Source organism: Polyangium jinanense, from assembly GCF_028435365.1.
Map to the genome: position 1 here is coordinate 39,901 of NZ_JAGTJJ010000029.1, position 17,736 is coordinate 57,636.

Sequence of the window (17,736 nt, forward strand, 5' to 3'; positions counted from 1 at the left end):
GGGAACCCGGGTTGTGCAACCGCAGCAACCACGGGTCGTCCATGCCTATCGGTGTTGCGAGGGGTTTTCAAGCATCGTTCGAACCGGAAGGTCCGTTTGATGCTGCGCCTGCGAAGAAGTGTCGGTAGGGAAGCAATTGCCGCACTGCAAAACGACGCCCAGTGTGCGTGCTGCGATGCAGCATGGAGCGGCGCGTCGTCAGCCGCGGATCTTCTTCGCCATTTCGGCGACGCGCTTGCCGAGGTACTTCGCGTGCGCGATGTCGTGCTCGGTGGGCGCGCCGTTCGCCGTGACGGAGGGGCCGTAGGGGTTGCCGCCGGACGCGAACACGAGCGGATCGGTGTAGCCGGGCGTCACGATGACGCCGCCCCAGTGGTAGAACGTGTTGTAAAGCGCGAGCAGCGTCGACTCCTGCCCGCCGTTCACGTTCTGCGCCGAGGTGAAGCCCGCATACACCTTGTTCGCGAGTTTGCCCTGGAACCAGAGCCCGCCCGCCGTGTCGATGAACGACTTCACCTGCGCCGACACGTTGCCGAAGCGCGTGGGCGTGCCGATGACGACGGCGTCGGCCCAGTCGAGGTCCTCGAGCGAGGCCTTCGGCTCGTTCTTCGTCTTGTCGACGAACGCGCGCCACGCGGGGTTTCGGTCGATGGCCGCGTCCGGCGCGGTCTCGGCGACGAGACGGAGGCGCACCTCGGCCCCCGCCGCGCTCGCGCCCTCGCCCACGGCGTTCGCCATGGCGTGGTTGGTCCCCGTCGACGAATAATAGATGATCGCTACGTTCGGCATGGTGGCTATCTACTCCGTCCAGTCGGATAGTCGGATGGTCGGGGGTTCGGGGGCGTAGCTCGGCTTGTCCGAGCTACGCCCCCGACCATGGAAAGGCGCGTACGGTATCACGCAAGGTCGAAGAGGAGCACCTCTCCTTTTCCGAGACCGGTGAAGACGAGCTCCTTCTCCCCGCTCACGGCCGCGCCGTCGCCCGCGCGGAGCACGGTTCCGCCGAGCTGCACTTCACCCTTCGCGACGTGCACGTAGGCGTGCCTGCCGTCCGCGAGCGTGTGGCGCGCCTCTTCGCCCTCGGAGAAAAGACCGGCATAAACGCTCGCGTCCTGATGAATCGTGACGCTGCCGTCGCGGCCGTCGCGGGAGGCGATGAGGCGGAGCCGGCCCTGTTTGTCCGCGTCCGAAAAGTTCTTCTGCTCGTAGCTCGGCGCGATCCCGCGCGCCTCGGGCACGATCCAGATCTGCAAGAAATGGACGCGGTCCTTGCGCGAGCCGTTGAACTCGCTGTGCGTGACGCCCGTGCCGGCGCTCATGCGCTGCACGTCGCCCGGCCGGATGACCGAGCCGGTGCCCATCGAGTCCTTGTGCTCGAGCGCGCCGTCGAGCACGTACGAGAGGATCTCCATGTCGCGATGCGGGTGCGTGCCGAAGCCCTGCGCCGGCGAAACGCGGTCCTCGTTGATGACGCGGAGCGACCGGAAGCCCATGTGGGCCGGATCGTAATAGTTGGCGAACGAGAACGTGTGGTACGAGTCGAGCCAGCCGTGGTTTGCGTGTCCGCGGTCTTCCGAGCGTCGCAGCGTGATCATGGTGGTCTCCTTCGGTCCCCGGCTTCGTGCGGGGCGCTGTCCGTTCGCCCATCGAGCTTTGCACGACCCGGGCCAAGCCGGGGCAGGCGCTTTTTCCGCGGGAAACGCGAGGCTCGTTCCTCCGGGGCTCTCAAAATGATAGACTCGCGGCTCTCAAGATGAAAACCACGGGCATGCGGGCCGCCGATCTGCGGCTCTCCGATCTGTTCTCGTTCAGCCCGAAGGGCGGCGTCATGCGCTTCGCGGGCGAGCGCGTGCTCCTCTTCGACGCCGTGGCGCTCGGGCTCTTGCGCAAGCAGCTCATCGAGAGCTTCGGCTACCACGCGGCGCGCGCAGTGCTGACGCGTTTCGGCTACGGCCACGGCTGGCGGACGGCGGAGGCGCTGCGCGAGGAGATCCCCTGGGCCGACGAGCGTGAATGGCGCATCGCGGGCGGGCGGCTCCACCGGCTCTGGGGGCTCGTGACGTTCGAGCCGGTCGAGCCCGCGGGGCGCGAAGGGCCCGAGCCTTTCGCCGACGCGATATGGCACGATTCGTACGAGGCCGAGCAACATCTCTTGCACCTCGGGCAAGCGACGGAGCCGGTGTGCTGGACGCTCGCGGGATTCGCGAGTGGATACCTGAGCCGCGTGAATGGTCGGCCCATTTTCGCCCTGGAGGAGTCGTGCCGCGGGAAAGGTGACGCCGTCTGCCGGATGATCGGGCGGAGCCGCGAGGAATGGGGCGACGCGATCGAGCCGCACCTGCCGTTTTACGAGACGGACTGCCTCGACGCGTCGCTTCGGCACGTGCAGCGAGCTTTGCGGCGGGCCGAGACGCGGCTCTTGCGCGCCGAGCGGTTGCTCGCGGCGGGCGACGACGAGGCGGAGGTGCCGGGGATCGTTGCGCGGAGCGAGGCCATGCGAGGCGTGGTTGCGATGGCCCGGCGGGTCGCCCGGACGAACGCGACGGTGCTCTTGCTGGGCGAGAGCGGCGTGGGCAAGGAGCGGATCGCGCGGCTCGTGCACGACGCGTCGCCGCGCGTGGGCGGGCCGATGGTGGCGATCAACTGCGCCGCGGTGCCGGAGAGCCTGCTCGAGAGCGAGCTCTTCGGGCACGCGAAAGGCGCATTCAGCGGAGCCGTGACGGAGCGGGCGGGGCTTTTCGAGGCGGCGCGGGGCGGGACGTTGTTCCTCGATGAGGTGGGCGAGATCCCGCTCGCGATGCAGGCGAAATTGCTGCGGGTGCTGGAGGAGCGCGAGGTGCGGCGGGTGGGCGAGAACCGGACGCGACCCATCGACGTGCGGATCGTGGCGGCGACGCACCGGGATCTCGCGGCGGCCGTGGCGCAGGGGCGTTTTCGGCAGGATCTTTATTTTCGGCTGCGGGTCGTGGAGATCGCGATTCCGCCGCTCCGGGAGAGGCCGGACGACATCCTGCCGATCGCGCGGCGGCAGCTCTCGGAGGCGGCGGCGCGGGAAGGGGAGGCGCCGAAGGAGATCGGCAAAGCGGCGTGCCGCGCGCTGTTCGAGCACGCCTGGCCGGGCAACGTGCGCGAGCTCGTCAATGCAATGGAACGGGCGCGGATCCTGTCGGAGGGGCCGACGATCGAAGTGGTCGATCTGCCGCCGGAGATCGGAGGCACGGCGGCTGTGAGCCCGAGCGGAAAAGATTTTTCGCCGCGCCCGCTGGCCGAGGTCGAGCGGGAGCACATTCTCGCGACGCTCGCGGCCGAGGGAGGCAACCGCAAGGAGGCCGCGGCGAAGCTCGGGATTGGCGTGGCGACCCTGTATCGAAAGCTCAAAGAATACGCCGAGGGCTAGGCGTCACTGGCAAGCGCCGCCCAGGAGATCCGCGCCGAGGCATTGCCCGCTCTCGCAATCGGCGTTCGCGTAGCAGTCGACGCCCGGCCCGCCGAGCTTGCAGATGTTCGCCTCGCACGTACCGCCGAGGCAATCGGCGTGCGTCTGGCACGCCTTGTCGTGCCGGCACGGATGACAGACGTCGCCGCCGCAATCGACGTCCGTTTCGTCGCCGTTCTGGATGCAATCGCCGCAGCTCGGGCCCGCTTCGCCCTCCTCGCCGCACGTGACGCGTCCGTCCGCCGGCGCGCAGAGCTGCCGCACCGAGCAGAAATGGCTCACGCAATCCGACTCGACCCCGCACGCAGCGCCGTCCTGGCACGCCGGACACGAGGTGCCGCCGCAATCGACGTCGCTCTCGTCTCCGTCCTGCACGCCATTGCTGCACGGCGCGGCGCCGCCTTCGCCGCCTTCGCCGCCTTCGCCCCCTTCGCCGCCCCCCGCGGCGTCGCTCTCTTCCTTCGCCCCGGCCCCGTTGTTCCCGCTGCCATCCGCGTTCGCCGGGTCCTTCCATGCCTCGATGCCGAGGAGGTCGGCGCAGCCGGTCACGGACAGAAGCAAACCCAATCCCGCTGCTGTGAAGAAAATGGAACGCATGTTCAGTATTCTACCGAGCGGAGGCAACGCGCCGCAAGGTAACTCGCAGCGGTCGGATCAGAATTTTCCGATGAGAAGCGCCCCGCCCCCGGTTCGATCGGCCCAGGGCGCCACTTCGTACTGGAAACCCGTTCGCGATGCGGGTTTGGGTGCCTCGGCGCGCTCGGGGAGCAAGGCGAGCACGAGCGCCGTCACCGCGCCCGCCGCGCCGATGCCAAAGGCGACGTTCGCCACCGTGGCAGACCGGAGCGCGTCCTCGCGGAGCTCGCGCCCGCGCTCGCAGGAGGCCGCCGTCGTGCAGGACTCCTGGATCGAGATCGACGCGGCATTCCGGCTCCCAGCCGAGAGCGCGAAGGCCGCCGCGACCGAAAATCCCGTGAGCCCCACCCCGCCCGCCACGATCGCAAAGACCTTGCGCGGGCCAAGTCCCTTGGAGGTCGAAAGGTTTGAGGTCCCAGGATCCAGTCGCGCCGGATCTTTCTTCGGTGTGTCGACGGGCGCGGGGCGATTGCCGTCGGGGACCTCGACCTCGGCGATCTTGCGCGGCTCGGCCGTGACCGTGGCCCGGAACTCGGGCCGGCCCGGAAGGCGCGCGACGATCTCGTACGTGCCGGGATCGATGGGCTGGGCGACCCCGAGCTCGTCCGGCGAGAGGCGCACGCCGTTGCGGAAGACCGCGATCCCTTCAGCGCCCTTCGGCAGCCGCACGAGCAGGCGCGGCAGCTCCGGTTCGAGCGCGCTCGCGCGCTGCCGGGCAAACGCGCCGCGCTCGTCGTTCACGGCCTCCGCGCGCCGGGCCGTCTCGCCGTACTCGCGCCAAGCGGTCGCGGTGCGGCCCTCCTGCTCGTGGCAGGCCGCGAGCAGCCCGAGCGTGCCGATGGCCGGATCGAGCGCGTCGCTCTGGGCGAGTTTCGTGCAAGCCTCGACGAACGCGCCCTGTTCGAGCAGGCGCTTGCCGTCCTGGAAAAGGGTCTCGGCGAGCGTCGCAGCCGCGGTGGGATCCGCGGGCGACGTGAGCAGGGGCTCTTCGTCCGCGCGGGCCGCGGCGGGCACGAGGGCGAGAAGCGACGCAGCGACGAGGACGAACCTATTTGCGCTTGCCACCAAAAATCCCCACGGTTTGCTTGATTGTTTGCGTTTGTTTCGAGGTCTTCGTCGTCGTGGGCGACGTCTTCGTGGACTTCGCCGTGCTCGTGGTCGTCGTCGTGGGCGACGCCGCGGAGGCGAGCGGCTCCGCGGCCGTCGGAGGCGGCGCGGGCGGCGTCGTCGGCTCGGGCGCGCGCGCAGCGGGCGTGGCCTCGGGCGGCGTCGTCGCGGCTGCGGGCGGCGCTGCCTGTTGCGTGATGACGACGAGCGAGACGACGAGGGCGGTGGCGACGAGGCCCGAGGCCGCGAACAACGCCGCGCGTTTTTTCCGGCCCCGGACGTTGCTACCGAAGTCGACAGAGCTCGTGAGGCCCGCGTGCGTATGGGCGAGCGCGCGCGGGAGCGTGACCGCTTGGTCCGTGGGCACGCGCGAGGGGCGCGGCGGTGCGGCGGTCTCGACGCTCGCAATGCCCGCGAGCATGTGGACGATACGCGTGGCCCGCGCGCTCGCCTCGGGGCCGCCGAAGGGCGCGATCGCCTCCGCGAACGCGCCGAGGTCCGGGAACCGCTCGTGCGGACGCTTCGCGAGGGCGCGCAGGATCGCCTCTTCGAGCCGAGCCGGCACCTCGGGGCGTTTTTCGCGCACGCGCGGCGGCGGCTGCGTGGCGATGACGACGATGAGCTGCGTGATGCTCTCGGCCTCGAAGGGCGGCGCGCCCGCGAGCATCTCGTACAGGATCATCCCGAGCGCGTGCTGATCGCTGCGTGCGTCGACGTTCTTCGTCGACTGGATCTGCTCGGGGGACATGTACTGCGGGGTGCCGAAGACCGCGTCGGTGCCGGTGATCGAGGCGCTCTGCCCCGGCGCCTCTTTCGAGAGGCCGAAATCGAGCACCTTGAGCACGCGCGGGCGGAGCGGGCGCTCGGCGAGGAAGAGGTTCGCCGGCTTGAGATCCCGGTGCACGAGGCCCTGCGCGTGCGCGGCCGCGATGCCCTCGCAGGCCTCGAGCGCGAGGTCCGTGGCCTCGGTGACGGGGAGTTTTCCACGGCGCGTCAGCTCGGCTTCGAGGTCGTGCCCGTAGAGCCGCTCCATCACGAGGTACGGCGTGCCCGTCTCCGTTTGCCCGACGTCACTCACGCGCGCGATGTGCTCGGAGGGCAAGGTCGCGGCGATGCGAGCTTCACGGAGGAAGCGCGTCACGACGTCCGAGGAAAGCACGAGCGACGGGTTCAGGAGCTTGATGGCGACGGTCTGGCCGAGCGCGAGGTGCGTGGCTTCGAGGACCACACCCATCCCGCCGCTGCCGAGTTCTTGCTCGACACGGTACTTGCCCAGCAGGATGGTCCCGGGCAGCGGCGCCACCATCATACTCATCACGGACGCTATCACGGCTCGTGTCCGGCCGAAACAAGGTCGTCGCGTATGCGTCGGGACGGACGTGTCGGAAATCTGTCACCCGCATCCGCGCGCGGGTGTCCGCGGACGAACCGTTGCCATTGGCGACGCACGGGGAGGGGCCGCCGGCGGAGGCTCGAAGGGCCGGACGACGCCGAAAAAGGAGGTGTCCGCGATTTCCGACGCCGGTTGGTTCGTGGACAAAGGCCCGAATCCGTGTTTCATGATTGACATGCCGAGTCGAGCTTACCGCACCACGATGGGCCTCCTCTTTTCCTCCGCCTGGCTCAGCCTCGCGGCATTTCAAGCGGTTTCGTGCGCGGAAGGGGGAGAGGTCGGCACGGGCGCGGCCGGCGCGAGCGGATCGCAGAGCGGGAGCGGCGGCCGCGGCGGCGACGGGGGCAGCAGCGGGACCGGGGGCGACGGCGGTTCCGCAGGCATGGGGGGCGCAGGTGGGACAGGCGGCGCAGGCGGCGGCGCGGGCATGGGCGGAGCCGGCGGCGTAGGCGGAGCCGGCGGCGCGGGCGGCGTCGGTGGCGTCGGTGGCGAAGGCGGCGGCGGCGGCGGCGGCGGCGGTGCCGGGGGTGGAGGCGGCGCAGGGGGCGCGGGCGGCGCGGGCGGCGGGCCCGTGGTTGGGCTCGAGCTTTGCGTGCTGAATGACGCGGGCCCGGAGGGCGCTTGCGCGAGCCCTGAGGAACTCGCGTATGGCGTCGTACCCGCGGGGACGACCCGGATGCGGCTCTTCCGCGTGGACAATGCCTCGAACGCGACTGCGTCGTTCGCGTCGGTGAACGTGGCGAACCCCGACTTTTCCGTCGCGGTGGTCCGGTACGTGCCCGATGCGCCGAACCCGCCGATTCGCGTGCCCGTCACGTTGCCGTTCGACCGGCCGCCTGGCACGTCGCTTCATTTCGAGGTCACGTATACCTCGCCCGGCCTCGCCGAGCCGCTCGATCCGCTCGACGTGCAGGTCACGGCGACGATCGGCGGCGCCCCCACGCCCGACGTCCTCGTGCCCATCGTCGGCACCGCGGAGGGCTGCCCGCAAGGCGAGGCCGTCTGCGACGCGGATCCGACGAACGGCTGCGATACCGACATCATGACGAGCACGGACCATTGCGGTGGCTGCGACCAGGCGTGCAGCTTGCCGAACACCACCGCCGTCTGCGTGGCCGGATCCTGCAAGCCGGGCGCGTGCACCACGGGGTTCGGGGATTGCAACGACGTGGCCGGCGACGGCTGCGAGACGGACGTGACGAGCAACGTGCAGCATTGCGGCGCCTGCAACGCCGCCTGCGATCTCCCGAACGCGACCGAGGCGTGCATGGGGGGCACCTGCGTGCCGGCCGCCTGCGCCGCGCCGTTTGGCAATTGTGATCAGATCCCCGGCAATGGCTGCGAGACGGATCTGCAAACGAGCCTGGCCCACTGCGGCGCGTGCAACGCGGCCTGCGACCTCGCGAACGCCTCCGAGTCCTGCGTGTCCGGCACCTGCACGCTAGGCGCCTGCGACGGCGGGTTCGGCAACTGCGACGGCATGAGTGCGACCGGCTGCGAGACGAACGTGCAGACGAGCCTCGCCCATTGCGGCGGGTGCAATGCGGCCTGCGACCTCGCGAATGCCTCCGAGTCCTGCGTGTCCGGCGCCTGCACGCTCGGCATGTGCGCCGTGGGATACGGCAACTGCGACGGCATGCCCGCGACCGGCTGCGAGACGAACTTTCTCAACGACGCGTCGAACTGCGGCGGCTGCAACAACAACTGCGGGATGCTCATCCCCAATGCGCAATCGACGTGCTCGGCCGGCATGTGCCAACTCGTCTCCTGCTTGCCCGGCTATTTCGACGTCGACGGCTCCTCGCAGAACGGCTGCGAGTGCCAGTTCGTCGGGGCCGATCTGCCCGACGACGGTTTCGCCGACACGAACTGCGACGGCATCGATGGCGACGCGTCCGCGGCCGTGTTCGTCGCGAAAACCGGCAGCGACCTGAACCCCGGCACGCGCGAGTCCCCGATGGCCACGATTTCCGCCGGGATCTCGAAGGCGGTCGTGCTCGGCAAGAAGCAGGTGTACGTATCGCAGGGGCTCTACGACGGGCGCATCGTGCTGGCGAACGGGGTATCCTTGTACGGCGGGTACTCGGCGCAGAACAACTGGGCGCGGAGCACGGCCTACGTGGCCACGATTCAATCGAGCACCGTGCTGAACGGCCGCGTGAGCGCGGTCGAGGGCAAGGACCTCGTCACGGCGATGACCGTCGACCGGATGACGATCCAGACGCTCGACACGAACACGGCGGGTATCTCGAATTACGCGATGTATTGCAACAACTGCACGTCGCTCGTCCTGAAAAACAGCTCGCTCTCCGCCGGCGCGGCGGGGCCCGGGGCGGCCGGCGCGGCGGGGACGGCCGGCGGCATCGGCGGCAACGGGGCCGCAGGAGGGCCCGGCGGCTGCGATTCGAGCTCACCGGCCGCCGGCGGCTCCGGTGGGACGAGCGTGTGCAGCCGGACCGGCGGCCTCGGTGGCAAGGGCGGCGACGCGGTCGCCGGCGGAACGGGGCTTTCGGGCGTCGGAGGCACGCCCGGCGGAATCGGCGGCTCGGCGGGCAACACGGGAACGGACGGCGGGGGCGGTCAGAATGGCGCGGCGGGGACGAACGGCGGGAACGGGGCGGGCGGCAGCGGCGGATCGACCGCGAGCCTGTTCTGGGTGGGCACCGCGGGCGTCATGGGCGTGACCGGCACGCACGGCAATGGCGGCGGCGGCGGCGGCGGCGGCGGCGGCCAGACCGGGCCGTTCGTCATCAATGGCACGGGCAACGGCGGCGGCGGCGGCGGCGCGGGCGGATGCGGCGGCACCGGCGGCACCGGCGGCGGCGCGGGCGGCGGATCGTTTGGGCTCTTCGTCATCAATTCGAACGGATTGGTCCTGTCGGCCAATACGATCAAGAGCGCGAAGGGCGGCAATGGCGGCAGCGGCGGCGCGGGTGCCGCGGGCGGGGCCGGCGGTGGCAGCGGGACGGGCGCGGCGACGTGCACCGCCGAGGTGGGCAAGGGCGGCAATGGCGGCACCGGGGGCAAGGGTGGCAATGGCGGGCACGGCGGCGGCGGCGCGGGAGGCCCCTCGTTTGCCGTGTATCGTGTCGGCAGCGCCCTGGTTTCGGTTACCGGCAACACGCTCACGCCCGGCACGGGCGGCTCCGGCGGCACCTCGCCCGGCAACGCGGGCACCGCGGGCGCGTCCGGGCAGGTGCTCTGAGCACGTTCCCGCGCCTTTTTCCCGAGGGCCAAGGTTTACGGCCGGCGCGCCCGTCGCCTAGACTCGCGCGCCGGGGCGCTCGTGCGCCCGAGGGAGGTGTCCGTGTCCATTCGTTCGTTGCCTGCGATATCGCTGGTCGCGGTGATGCTCTGCGCTGTCGGGTGCAACAAATCCGACCCAGCCGCCGGCGGAGAGGTGAAGCCCGAATCCCGGGCCGGTGCCGAGGGGAAGGCCGCGTCGGGGCAGAAGCCCGCGGACACGGACGCGGCGAAGGCGCTGCTCGAACAGTTCTTGAAGCCCGGCGTCGATCACGCGGCGCTCACGAAGCCGCTCGAGCCGACGGCCGAGGATTACAAGGCCGTCTTCAAGGAAGAGGCCGCGGGCAAGCTCGAATCGCATTACAAGAAGATGTGGTCCGACCCGAACGCGGCCATCAAGCCGAACGAGGGACAAACCCAGCTCCTCCTCTACTCGGCGACGACGGAGGAGATCGCGGCGGGCGATGGCGACGGCCCGAATTTCCCCGGCGGATACAAGAAGGCGGTGGAATCGATGAAGCCGGGCGTGCGCTGGTATCGGTTCAAGTTCGTCAAGCCTGGCGAGACGCTCGGCATGGCATTCGACGGGCTCACGTTCGTGAATGGCAAATGGCGCTTCTTCCCGAAGCCGTGGCGCGGGCTCGAGGGATCGTGATGGGCACGGAGAGACACATGATCAAAAAAGAATGGATGTTTCTGTTCCTGGGGCTCTCGGCGGCACTTTCCGGCTGCAGCGGCGGCGAGGGAGGCTCCGGGACGAACGAGCCGGCCGACGTTTGCGCGCCTTTCATGTCGGAGGCCTCCGCGGGCGAGGTCGAGATCGTCGTCCGGAACGACCGCTCCACGCCCGTCTACCTACGCAACGGTATGTGCGACGCGCGGTTCTCCCTCCAGCCGCTCGGGGCGCCGGCGGGGGAGACATCCCGAAGGGCCGAGCTCACGGTCCTCGACGTCACGTGTGACGACGCCCGAACGCTCGAAGCGTTCCCGCTCGATTGCTTCGACTCGTCGTTGCCTCCGATCGCGCCAGGCGCGACGGTGACGTTTCCCTGGAAGGGCCTGCTCTACGAGCGCGTCGGCATGCCGGCGAGCTGCTACAACGAGAAGGCGACCCCGCCCCTACCGTCCACGTGTTCCCAGGGCTTCGCCGTCGCGCCGGGCATGGTGGAGGCGACGATACCGCTCTTCGCGAACGCCATGGAGAACTGCGAGGGCGGCTGCCAGACCGGGCTCGATCCGTTCGAGGTCAAAGGAACGTTCAGCTACCCCGACGAAAAGACCGTCACGATCCCCGTCCCGCCCTGACTCAATGTAGATCCGCGAGGAGCTTGTCCGCCGTGAGTTGGTCGGCGGCGAGCCCGCCGAAGTACTGCATGAGACCCACCTCCTCGTACCGCGGCATGATCCGCGGCGAGAGCAGGCCGATCTCGCGCAGGTTCGGCACGAGGCGGCTGAACATCACGGTCCGGAACTCGTTCATTCCCTTCGACCGGTACACCACGTTTCGCCACTCGGCGCGCGTCATCCGGCCCTCGAACCACTCCTCGTAGACCTCGTACGCGGCGAAGCGGTTGCGCATGAGCAGCGCGATCTCGAACGACCAGTCCTCGCGCTCCTGCCGCTCGCGCTCCGTGATGTGCTTCGTGAAATGCTCGCGCAGCGCGCACACGCCGTAATGCACGTGCCGCGCCTCGTCCTGGATGACCATCTTGAGGACCTCCTTCAAGAGCGGCTCCTTCGTCTCCTTGTACAGCGTGCTGAACGCGCCGAGCGCGAGGCCCTCGACCATGATCTGCATGCCGAGGAACTTCATGTCCCAGCGGCCGTCGGTCATGAGCGAGTCGATGATCACGAAGAGGTTGTCGTTGATCTGGTAGAGCTTGTTGAGCTTCGTATCGAGGTAGCGATTGAAAACCTCGACGTGGCGGCCCTCGTCCATCACCTGCGTGGCGCCGTAGAGCTTGCCGTCGAAGAACTGGACGGCCTCGGTCACCTGCGCGGCGGCGAAGAGCGCGCCCTGCTCGCCGTGCAAGAACTGGCTGAGCATCCAGGCGCACATGCTGTAGCCGAGCTCCGCCCGCTCCTTCTTGTCGAGCTTGATGCCGAGCGCCTCGATCTCCTCGAAGCAGAGGAACTCCTCGGGGATGAGCGGTCGCGTGGGATCGAGCGGGTCGACGCTGATGTTCCAGGGCAGGTCGTCGCCGTTCCACTGGCCGACCTTCGCGCGGCGGTAGAGGTCCGCCATCTCGGGCTGATCGTTCGGATAACTCCAGTCGAAATGAGCCGTATGCGTCGCGGGCATGTCCGTCGGCGTGCCTTGCTTGCCGCGGTGCAGGAGCAGGCCCCGCACGCTCGAGGGGCCGAGCGCGGTGAGCACCTTGGGATCCCTCACCGAAAACAGGACCTCCATGGCCTCGAAATACGCGTCGATCTGCGATTGCATCCTCGGCGGGAGGAACCTCGTGAGCCGGCTCGTGTCGAACATGGTGTGTCTCCTCCGAAAACCGTTGCACCTCAAAGTGTCGCGAGGAAATTCCTCGCCAGCGCGTCGTGGTAGCGGACCAGAAATGCGTTGATGAGCGGCAGCGCCCGCTCGACCATGGAGGCGGCCTGCTCGGGCGAGAGCGAGGAGAGGCGCTCGGTGAGGAGCTTCGCCTCGCGGGCGAAGAGCGCGCCCATGGCCTCCTCGTACATCAGGATGTCGCGCGCAGAAAAGCCGATCGACTCGTCGAAGCCGATCCGCCGGAGCTCGGCGAACGTCTCCAGGATCCACGTGTCGTCGCTCGCCACGACGAGCCGCGCGCGGCCCGAGGCGTCGTGCTCCTCCGCGGCCGCGATGAGCCCGAGCTCGACCATGTCCTCGAGATCTTTCCGCGAGAGGCCGAGCTTCTGGATGAGCTCATGGGCGTCCGCGGTCGTGGGTTTGTCCGCGCGCGCGCCGAGCGTGGCGCTGAGGCGCGCTTTCACTTCGTGCACGAACCTGCGCTGCGCGGGGCTGAAGGCCTCGTCGCGTTCCTCGAGCAGGGCCTTGATGGCGCGCAGGGGGAGGAAGCGCTCGTGCTGGAGCTTGCGCACGAGGAGGACGCGGGCGAGGTGTTCCTCGCCGTAATAGGCCATGTTGCGGCCGGTCTTGTGGCCCTCGGGCACGAGGCCCTGCTGGATGTAGAAATGAATGACCTGCCGCGGCAAACCCGTCCGCTCGCAGAGGTCCTTCATGCGATACGGATAGGCCTCGCGGTCCACGGCGGGACCCTTGCTCGCGAGCGCAACGTCCATCACGGGACTTCCACCGTGCACGGCGCCGCCGCGCGGGACACGCACGCGAGGACGAACCCCTGGCTTCGCTCCTCCTCGTGCAGGCAATTCGGCTCTTCGCTCGTCACGTTCCCCGAGAGGAGCTTCACTTTGCACACGCCGCACCCGCCCATCGTACACGAGAACGGCATGGGCAGCGACGCGGCCAGGCCCGCTTCGAGCAGGGTTTGTCCGGGAGCGGCGGAGACGGTCTTCGTGCGGCCGCGAAGGCGGATCTCGACCGGAGCGGAGGTCGTCGGGAGTGCGGGCGTGGTGCGGCGCGCGGGCGCGGAGAATCGCTCCTCGTGGATGCGGGCGGGAGCGACGCCGCGGGCGAGGAGGGCCTCGCGCGCCGCGACCATCATCGGCTCGGGGCCGCAGACGTAATACGCGGTGGTGTCCGCGTCGAGGTCCGAGGACGCGGCGATCGCGTCGAGCTCGCGCGTGACGTTGTCACGATCGAGGAGGCCCGTGCGTCCGGTGAAACCCGCGGGCGGATCGGAGAGAACGTGGCGGAGCGTGAAGCGGTCCGCGTGGGCTCGAGCGAGGGATTCGAACGCGTCGCGGAAGATGATGTCGGCCTCGCCGCGGTTTCCGTACACGAGGGAAACGCGGCTTCCGGGCTCGCGGGCGAGCGTGGTCCGCGTGATCGAGGCGAGCGGCGTGATGCCGCTGCCGCCCGCGAGGAGCACGAGGTGCCTTCGCGCCGCGGGATCCGGCGTCACGGTGAAGTTGCCCGAGGGGCCGAGCACGTCGAGGACGTCGCCTTCCGCGACCCGCTCGTTCAGGTGGTTCGAGGCGCGCCCGTCGGGCATTCGTTTGATGGTGATCGTCACCTCGGCGGCGGCGCCGTCCTCGTCGGGGAGGCTCGAGATCGAATAAGCGCGGCGGAGAACCTCGCCGCTCGTGAGCGTGACGAGCACCGTGAAGAACTGGCCGGGCACGAACGAGATGCGGCGGCCCTCGGGATCGGTGAGCGTGAGCGAGACGGCGTCCTTGGTCTCGCGTACGACGCGGGTGACGCGGAGCCTTCGCGGCGTGATGCCGGCGCTCGACTCGGGCGTGACGGCGAAAAGGTGCCGGGCGAGTGGCGCGCGGATCGCGTAGGGCGGGGGGCGCGCGCCGGTGAAGTCGCTCAAGACCGTGCGTACGTCACGCACCAGCGCTTCGAGCCGGACGACGACGGTGGCGGGCAGGAGAGCCGCGGGGCCGAAGCCTCTTCGCGCATCGTTCCCCTTCTGGCTCTCGCTCTCGCTGCCGTTCCGGGCCTTGTCGAGCTCCATGGCTCGCTTGTACCCCCTCGAACTGCAAAGTGTCAAGTGTCACTTGACACTACGCGCTCACGGCGGGCGTCGTGCAGCTCTCGGGGGCCGGGATGATTGGGATCGGGGATGAGGCACGAAATCGACGGAACGACGATCCGAGCGGCAAAAACCGGCCATAGATGCTTCAGGTTCGTACCATCGGCGCTGGTTCGTCGGCGGGACGTGTTGTCATCCAGCCTGCATCATGCTTTGCTCGATACCGTGAGTTACCTGTTCGTCGCGTACCTGTACGACAAACGTCGCTGCTCGGCGAAGGTCATCGTGGATCCGTGGGCCGACGCGGAGCCGGGCTTCGCGGGCGAGAGCCTCGTGCGTGTCGCCGTGAGCCCGCGCGTCGAGGCGGTGTTCTACTTCCCCGGGAATTTCCGGCTCAAATCGCAGGCATTCTCGTTCGGCTGCGAGGTGTTCCTGGTCGACGACTGGGCCACGGCCCCGGCCGAGGCGCTCCGGAGGGCCGGCGCGCGCGATTGGCAATACGTGGCGTGGGCGTCCTCGGACATGAGCGACTACGACGTGGCCATGCGTTTCACGCCCGACGGATTCGACGGCCGCGCGATGATCGACGGGGAGGGCGAGCGCATCGCGATCGACAAGGGTGTCATCCAGACGTACGAAAAAAAGACGATCGCCGCCTCGCCGCAGGAGCTCGGCTTCGGGACCGAAGGGTTCGACGAGGAGGCGTTCGAGCGCGCGCTCGTGGAACGAGAAGAGCCCTTCCGGCCGGGTCTTCTGGTGCACGATACGCTCGGCGTGACACGCGGGAAGGTGATCGACGCGCTTCACAACGTGGCCGATGGGCAAGGCGAGGCGCTCTGGCCCAAGGGCGGGCCGCTGGATACGCAGGCCCTTCGCCGCGCGGCCGCGGAAGCCGAGGATTCGTTCGTGCCGGCGCTGCCGCTCTGGGAGCATTTGCGCGGCGAGGCGATGAAGCCCGAAAGCGGGCCGAGGAAAAAGAGGGCGCGGATGAAGGCGGGCTGATTCAGGGGCCCGGGCCGAAGGGGCGCTCGACGGCGACAAACGTCGAGCCGGCGATCCAGAAGGGCATCGGCATCACGTCCGCGGGCATCGGCGCGCGGAGGAGCTCTGCGGGCAAGGCGTACGTCCGATCGACCACCCGCACGGTCGCGGGCGCGAAAGGCGTGATGTCGAGGGACCATTCGATGCCCTCCGCGGGTAAACCCTGGAAGGTAAAACCCCAGGGATCGTCGGTTGTCGCGCGAAATCCGTTCGGCTCGTCCACGCGGCGCCCGTCGATGGTCGCGCCGCGGAGGGGCGCCTCCGAGGTGACCGAGACGAGGACGAACGGCGCGTTCCGGCCCGAGCGAATCCGAAAGCGGAGGGTGCGGATTCCATCGTGAAGGGTGTCGCCGAGGGATTCGAGCTGGGGAGGCGGGACGTCGAGCGGCGGCGCCTCGGCCTCGTGCCGGAGCGTGCCCTGGCCGGGAAGGGAGAATCGCGGGGCGCGGCGCGTGGCTTCGGGGATGTGCAACGTCGTCCAGGGAGCCGGCTTTTCTTCCGTCGTCGTCCAGACGGCCGCGCGGCGACCGGCGTCGAGGGCGTACGCGAGGCACGCCGGGCGGGGCTCGGAGGGAGAGAAGGAGTTTGTCGCGACGGACAGGCCCAGCGTGACGGCGCATGCGCCGGCGAGGCCGAGGGCGGGTTTTCGCGACGCACCCGCGCCGAGGACTTCGAGCAGCGGGGCCAAGAGGCCCGCGAGGAGCACGACGACGGCGACGGCCGGCGCGGCCCGCGGCAAGCCGAGCGCGATGAGGAGGAGGTAAGGGACGGGGACGACGAGGACGAGCGCCGGAAGCGCGGAAAGCAGGAGCCAGAGGCCGCTCGACGGCGATTCCGGCGAAGGGCGCCTTTGCCAGACGAGCAGGCCCGTAAGCGATGCGGCGAGCGGGAGGGCAAAAAGAAAACTTGCGCCCGGGAGGAGCGCGGCCGTCGCGAGGGCGAGGAGGAGCCAGGCCGCGGCCGCGCCGAGCGCGAGCTCGAACGGGGAGAGGCGTGCCCGGAAAAACCTATAGGCGGCGGCATATACGGCGACGCCGAGCAGGGCGATGGCGATTCGCGCGAGGCCCGGATCGAAGGGGTCGCCGCGGAAAGCGCCCCACGCGGGCGTGAGGGCGCGGAGCGCGGCGACGAGCCCGGCCGCGAGCGCGGCCGCGGCCACGAGCGAGGCGAGGAGCGTGCCGAACCCGGCAAGCACACGCGCGGGGCGCGCTTGCCCACGCCGCATGGCGAAAACGAGCGCGAGGACGAACAGGGCCACGGGGATCATCGCAATCGGCAGCGCCCACGCGCGGCCGTAGACGACGAGGCCGAGGCCCGGGACGTCGAAATAAACGACCGGCTCGGCCCTGAGGGTCGTGAGATCCAGGTCCCCGAAGCGCCGCGCGAGGGCGAATGCGAGCATTCCCTCGTGCGCGAGGGTCCGCCGGTCGAGGTGCGCCGGGTCGTCGACGGGCGCGTGGTAATGGGCAGCGCCGTCGGCAAACGCGAAATTCATTCCAGGCACGCCGGCGCGCAGAAACGGAAAGATGTCGGTCTGGTGGCCGAGGCGGCGCGCGATTTCGGGGAAGAGCGACGAGGCGACCGGATCGGGCACGGCGTCCGCGAAATGCCGCACGAGCGCGCCGGCGCCGGCGCTCGTCTCGATGAGCCCGACGGGGCCTCGCGTGCCACGCCCGTCGAAGTTCAGCACGAGGCCGATGTCGCGGAACGATGGGTGCTCGTGGACGAATACGTTCCCGCCGAGGACGCCGGCTTCCTCGGCGTCCGTGAACAGGAAAATCATGTCGTTGCGGAGCGTGGGGCCCTCGCGGAGGGCGCGGGCCGTCTCCAGCAGGACGGCGACGCCGCTCGCGTCGTCGGCCGCGCCGGGGGCATTGGGGACCGAGTCGTAATGGGCGACGAGCGCGAGGGCCGGGCCACGCTCACGTCCAGGCAAACGCGCGACGAGGTTTTCCACGCGGGAGACGTCGTACGGCACGCCCCAGTGTGTGCCGAGCGCCGTGGCACGCTGGATTTCCACGGAGATGCCGAGGCGCGTAAGCTCGTCGCGGATGAAGTCCCGCGCGGCGTCGTGGCCCGGGGTGCCCGGAGGTCGCGGCGCCGCGGCGATGCGCGTGACGTGGGCCGCGGCGCGATCGACCGAAAAAGCCTGCGGCGTCGTGCTCGCCGGTGGGTCTTTCGGGACGAACCCGAAGATCCGGAAGGCGACGATCCCGAGGAGGGCGAGGACGAGCGCGGCGCGGAGGGCCCCCGGGTGCTCTTCCGGCTTGTTCACCATGTCCCGA

14 protein-coding genes are annotated in these 17,736 nt (G+C 69.6%); 5 read left to right on the forward strand and 9 right to left on the reverse strand.

All coding sequences use genetic code 11. The features are described 5' to 3' along the window. Positions 1–198: 198 nt before the first annotated feature. Both wrbA and KEG57_RS33775 read right to left on the reverse strand, forming a co-directional pair. Positions 199–789, reverse strand: coding sequence for an NAD(P)H:quinone oxidoreductase (wrbA, locus tag KEG57_RS33770; RefSeq protein WP_272459199.1), 591 nt, complete (start codon positions 787–789; stop codon positions 199–201). 107 nt (positions 790–896) lie between these two features. After that, positions 897–1,595: a pirin family protein gene (locus KEG57_RS33775; protein ID WP_272421559.1), complete on the reverse strand. Its 699-nt coding sequence runs from the start codon at positions 1,593–1,595 to the stop codon at positions 897–899. A 158-nt stretch (positions 1,596–1,753) separates the two neighbouring features. Between KEG57_RS33775 and KEG57_RS33780 the strand changes: the two genes are divergently transcribed. Continuing rightward, the gene (locus KEG57_RS33780; RefSeq protein WP_276073332.1) at positions 1,754–3,397 is read left to right on the forward strand and encodes a sigma-54-dependent Fis family transcriptional regulator; all 1,644 of its coding nucleotides are present in this window, start codon (positions 1,754–1,756) and stop codon (positions 3,395–3,397) included. Positions 3,398–3,400: 3 nt separating this feature from the next. Here KEG57_RS33780 and KEG57_RS33785 read toward each other — a convergent pair whose 3' ends face one another. Genes KEG57_RS33785 through KEG57_RS33795 form a run of 3 tightly spaced genes read right to left on the reverse strand, consistent with a single transcriptional unit; the run spans position 3,401 to position 6,494 of the window. Next, positions 3,401–4,033: a hypothetical protein gene (locus tag KEG57_RS33785; RefSeq protein WP_272459200.1), complete on the reverse strand. Its 633-nt coding sequence runs from the start codon at positions 4,031–4,033 to the stop codon at positions 3,401–3,403. 57 nt (positions 4,034–4,090) lie between these two features. After that, the gene (locus tag KEG57_RS33790; protein WP_272459201.1) at positions 4,091–5,137 is read right to left on the reverse strand and encodes a hypothetical protein; all 1,047 of its coding nucleotides are present in this window, start codon (positions 5,135–5,137) and stop codon (positions 4,091–4,093) included. Continuing rightward, a complete protein-coding gene (locus KEG57_RS33795; RefSeq protein WP_272459202.1) occupies positions 5,121–6,494 on the reverse strand; it encodes a serine/threonine-protein kinase in 1,374 nt (457 codons plus the stop codon). The genes KEG57_RS33790 and KEG57_RS33795 overlap by 17 nt, the downstream gene beginning before the upstream one ends. 253 nt (positions 6,495–6,747) lie before the next feature. On the opposite strand from KEG57_RS33795, the gene KEG57_RS33800 reads away from it, so the two are divergent. From KEG57_RS33800 to KEG57_RS33810, 3 genes are all read left to right on the forward strand, one after another. Then, entirely contained in the window at positions 6,748–9,777 is a 3,030-nt protein-coding gene (locus KEG57_RS33800) for a hypothetical protein (RefSeq protein WP_272421563.1), read from the forward strand. A gap of 102 nt (positions 9,778–9,879) precedes the next feature. Further along, entirely contained in the window at positions 9,880–10,470 is a 591-nt protein-coding gene (locus tag KEG57_RS33805; RefSeq protein ID WP_272421564.1) for a hypothetical protein, read from the forward strand. Positions 10,471–10,487: 17 nt separating this feature from the next. After that, on the forward strand, positions 10,488–11,120 hold the full coding sequence (locus KEG57_RS33810; RefSeq protein ID WP_272421565.1) for a hypothetical protein: 633 nt from the start codon (positions 10,488–10,490) through the stop codon (positions 11,118–11,120). Between the two features lies 1 nt (position 11,121). On the opposite strand, the gene KEG57_RS33815 is transcribed toward KEG57_RS33810, so the two are convergent. From KEG57_RS33815 to KEG57_RS33825, 3 genes are read right to left on the reverse strand one after another with little or no spacing between them, the layout of a single operon-like run. Next, on the reverse strand, positions 11,122–12,300 hold the full coding sequence (locus tag KEG57_RS33815; RefSeq protein WP_272421566.1) for a ferritin-like domain-containing protein: 1,179 nt from the start codon (positions 12,298–12,300) through the stop codon (positions 11,122–11,124). 29 nt (positions 12,301–12,329) lie between these two features. After that, positions 12,330–13,091, reverse strand: a complete 762-nt coding sequence (locus KEG57_RS33820; protein ID WP_272421567.1) for a MerR family transcriptional regulator — start codon at positions 13,089–13,091, stop codon at positions 12,330–12,332. Beyond that, positions 13,091–14,392 (reverse strand): ferredoxin--NADP reductase, encoded by a 1,302-nt coding sequence (locus tag KEG57_RS33825; RefSeq protein ID WP_272421568.1) that lies wholly within the window; start codon positions 14,390–14,392, stop codon positions 13,091–13,093. The genes KEG57_RS33820 and KEG57_RS33825 overlap by 1 nt, the downstream gene beginning before the upstream one ends. Positions 14,393–14,635: 243 nt before the next feature. Here KEG57_RS33825 and KEG57_RS33830 point away from each other — a divergent pair, with 243 nt between their 5' ends. After that, positions 14,636–15,412, forward strand: coding sequence for a hypothetical protein (locus KEG57_RS33830; RefSeq protein ID WP_272421569.1), 777 nt, complete (start codon positions 14,636–14,638; stop codon positions 15,410–15,412). Position 15,413: 1 nt separating this feature from the next. Here the strand turns inward: KEG57_RS33830 and KEG57_RS33835 are convergent, their stop codons facing one another. Then, positions 15,414–17,729 (reverse strand): M28 family peptidase, encoded by a 2,316-nt coding sequence (locus KEG57_RS33835; RefSeq protein WP_272421570.1) that lies wholly within the window; start codon positions 17,727–17,729, stop codon positions 15,414–15,416. Between the last annotated feature and the right edge of the window lie 7 nt (positions 17,730–17,736).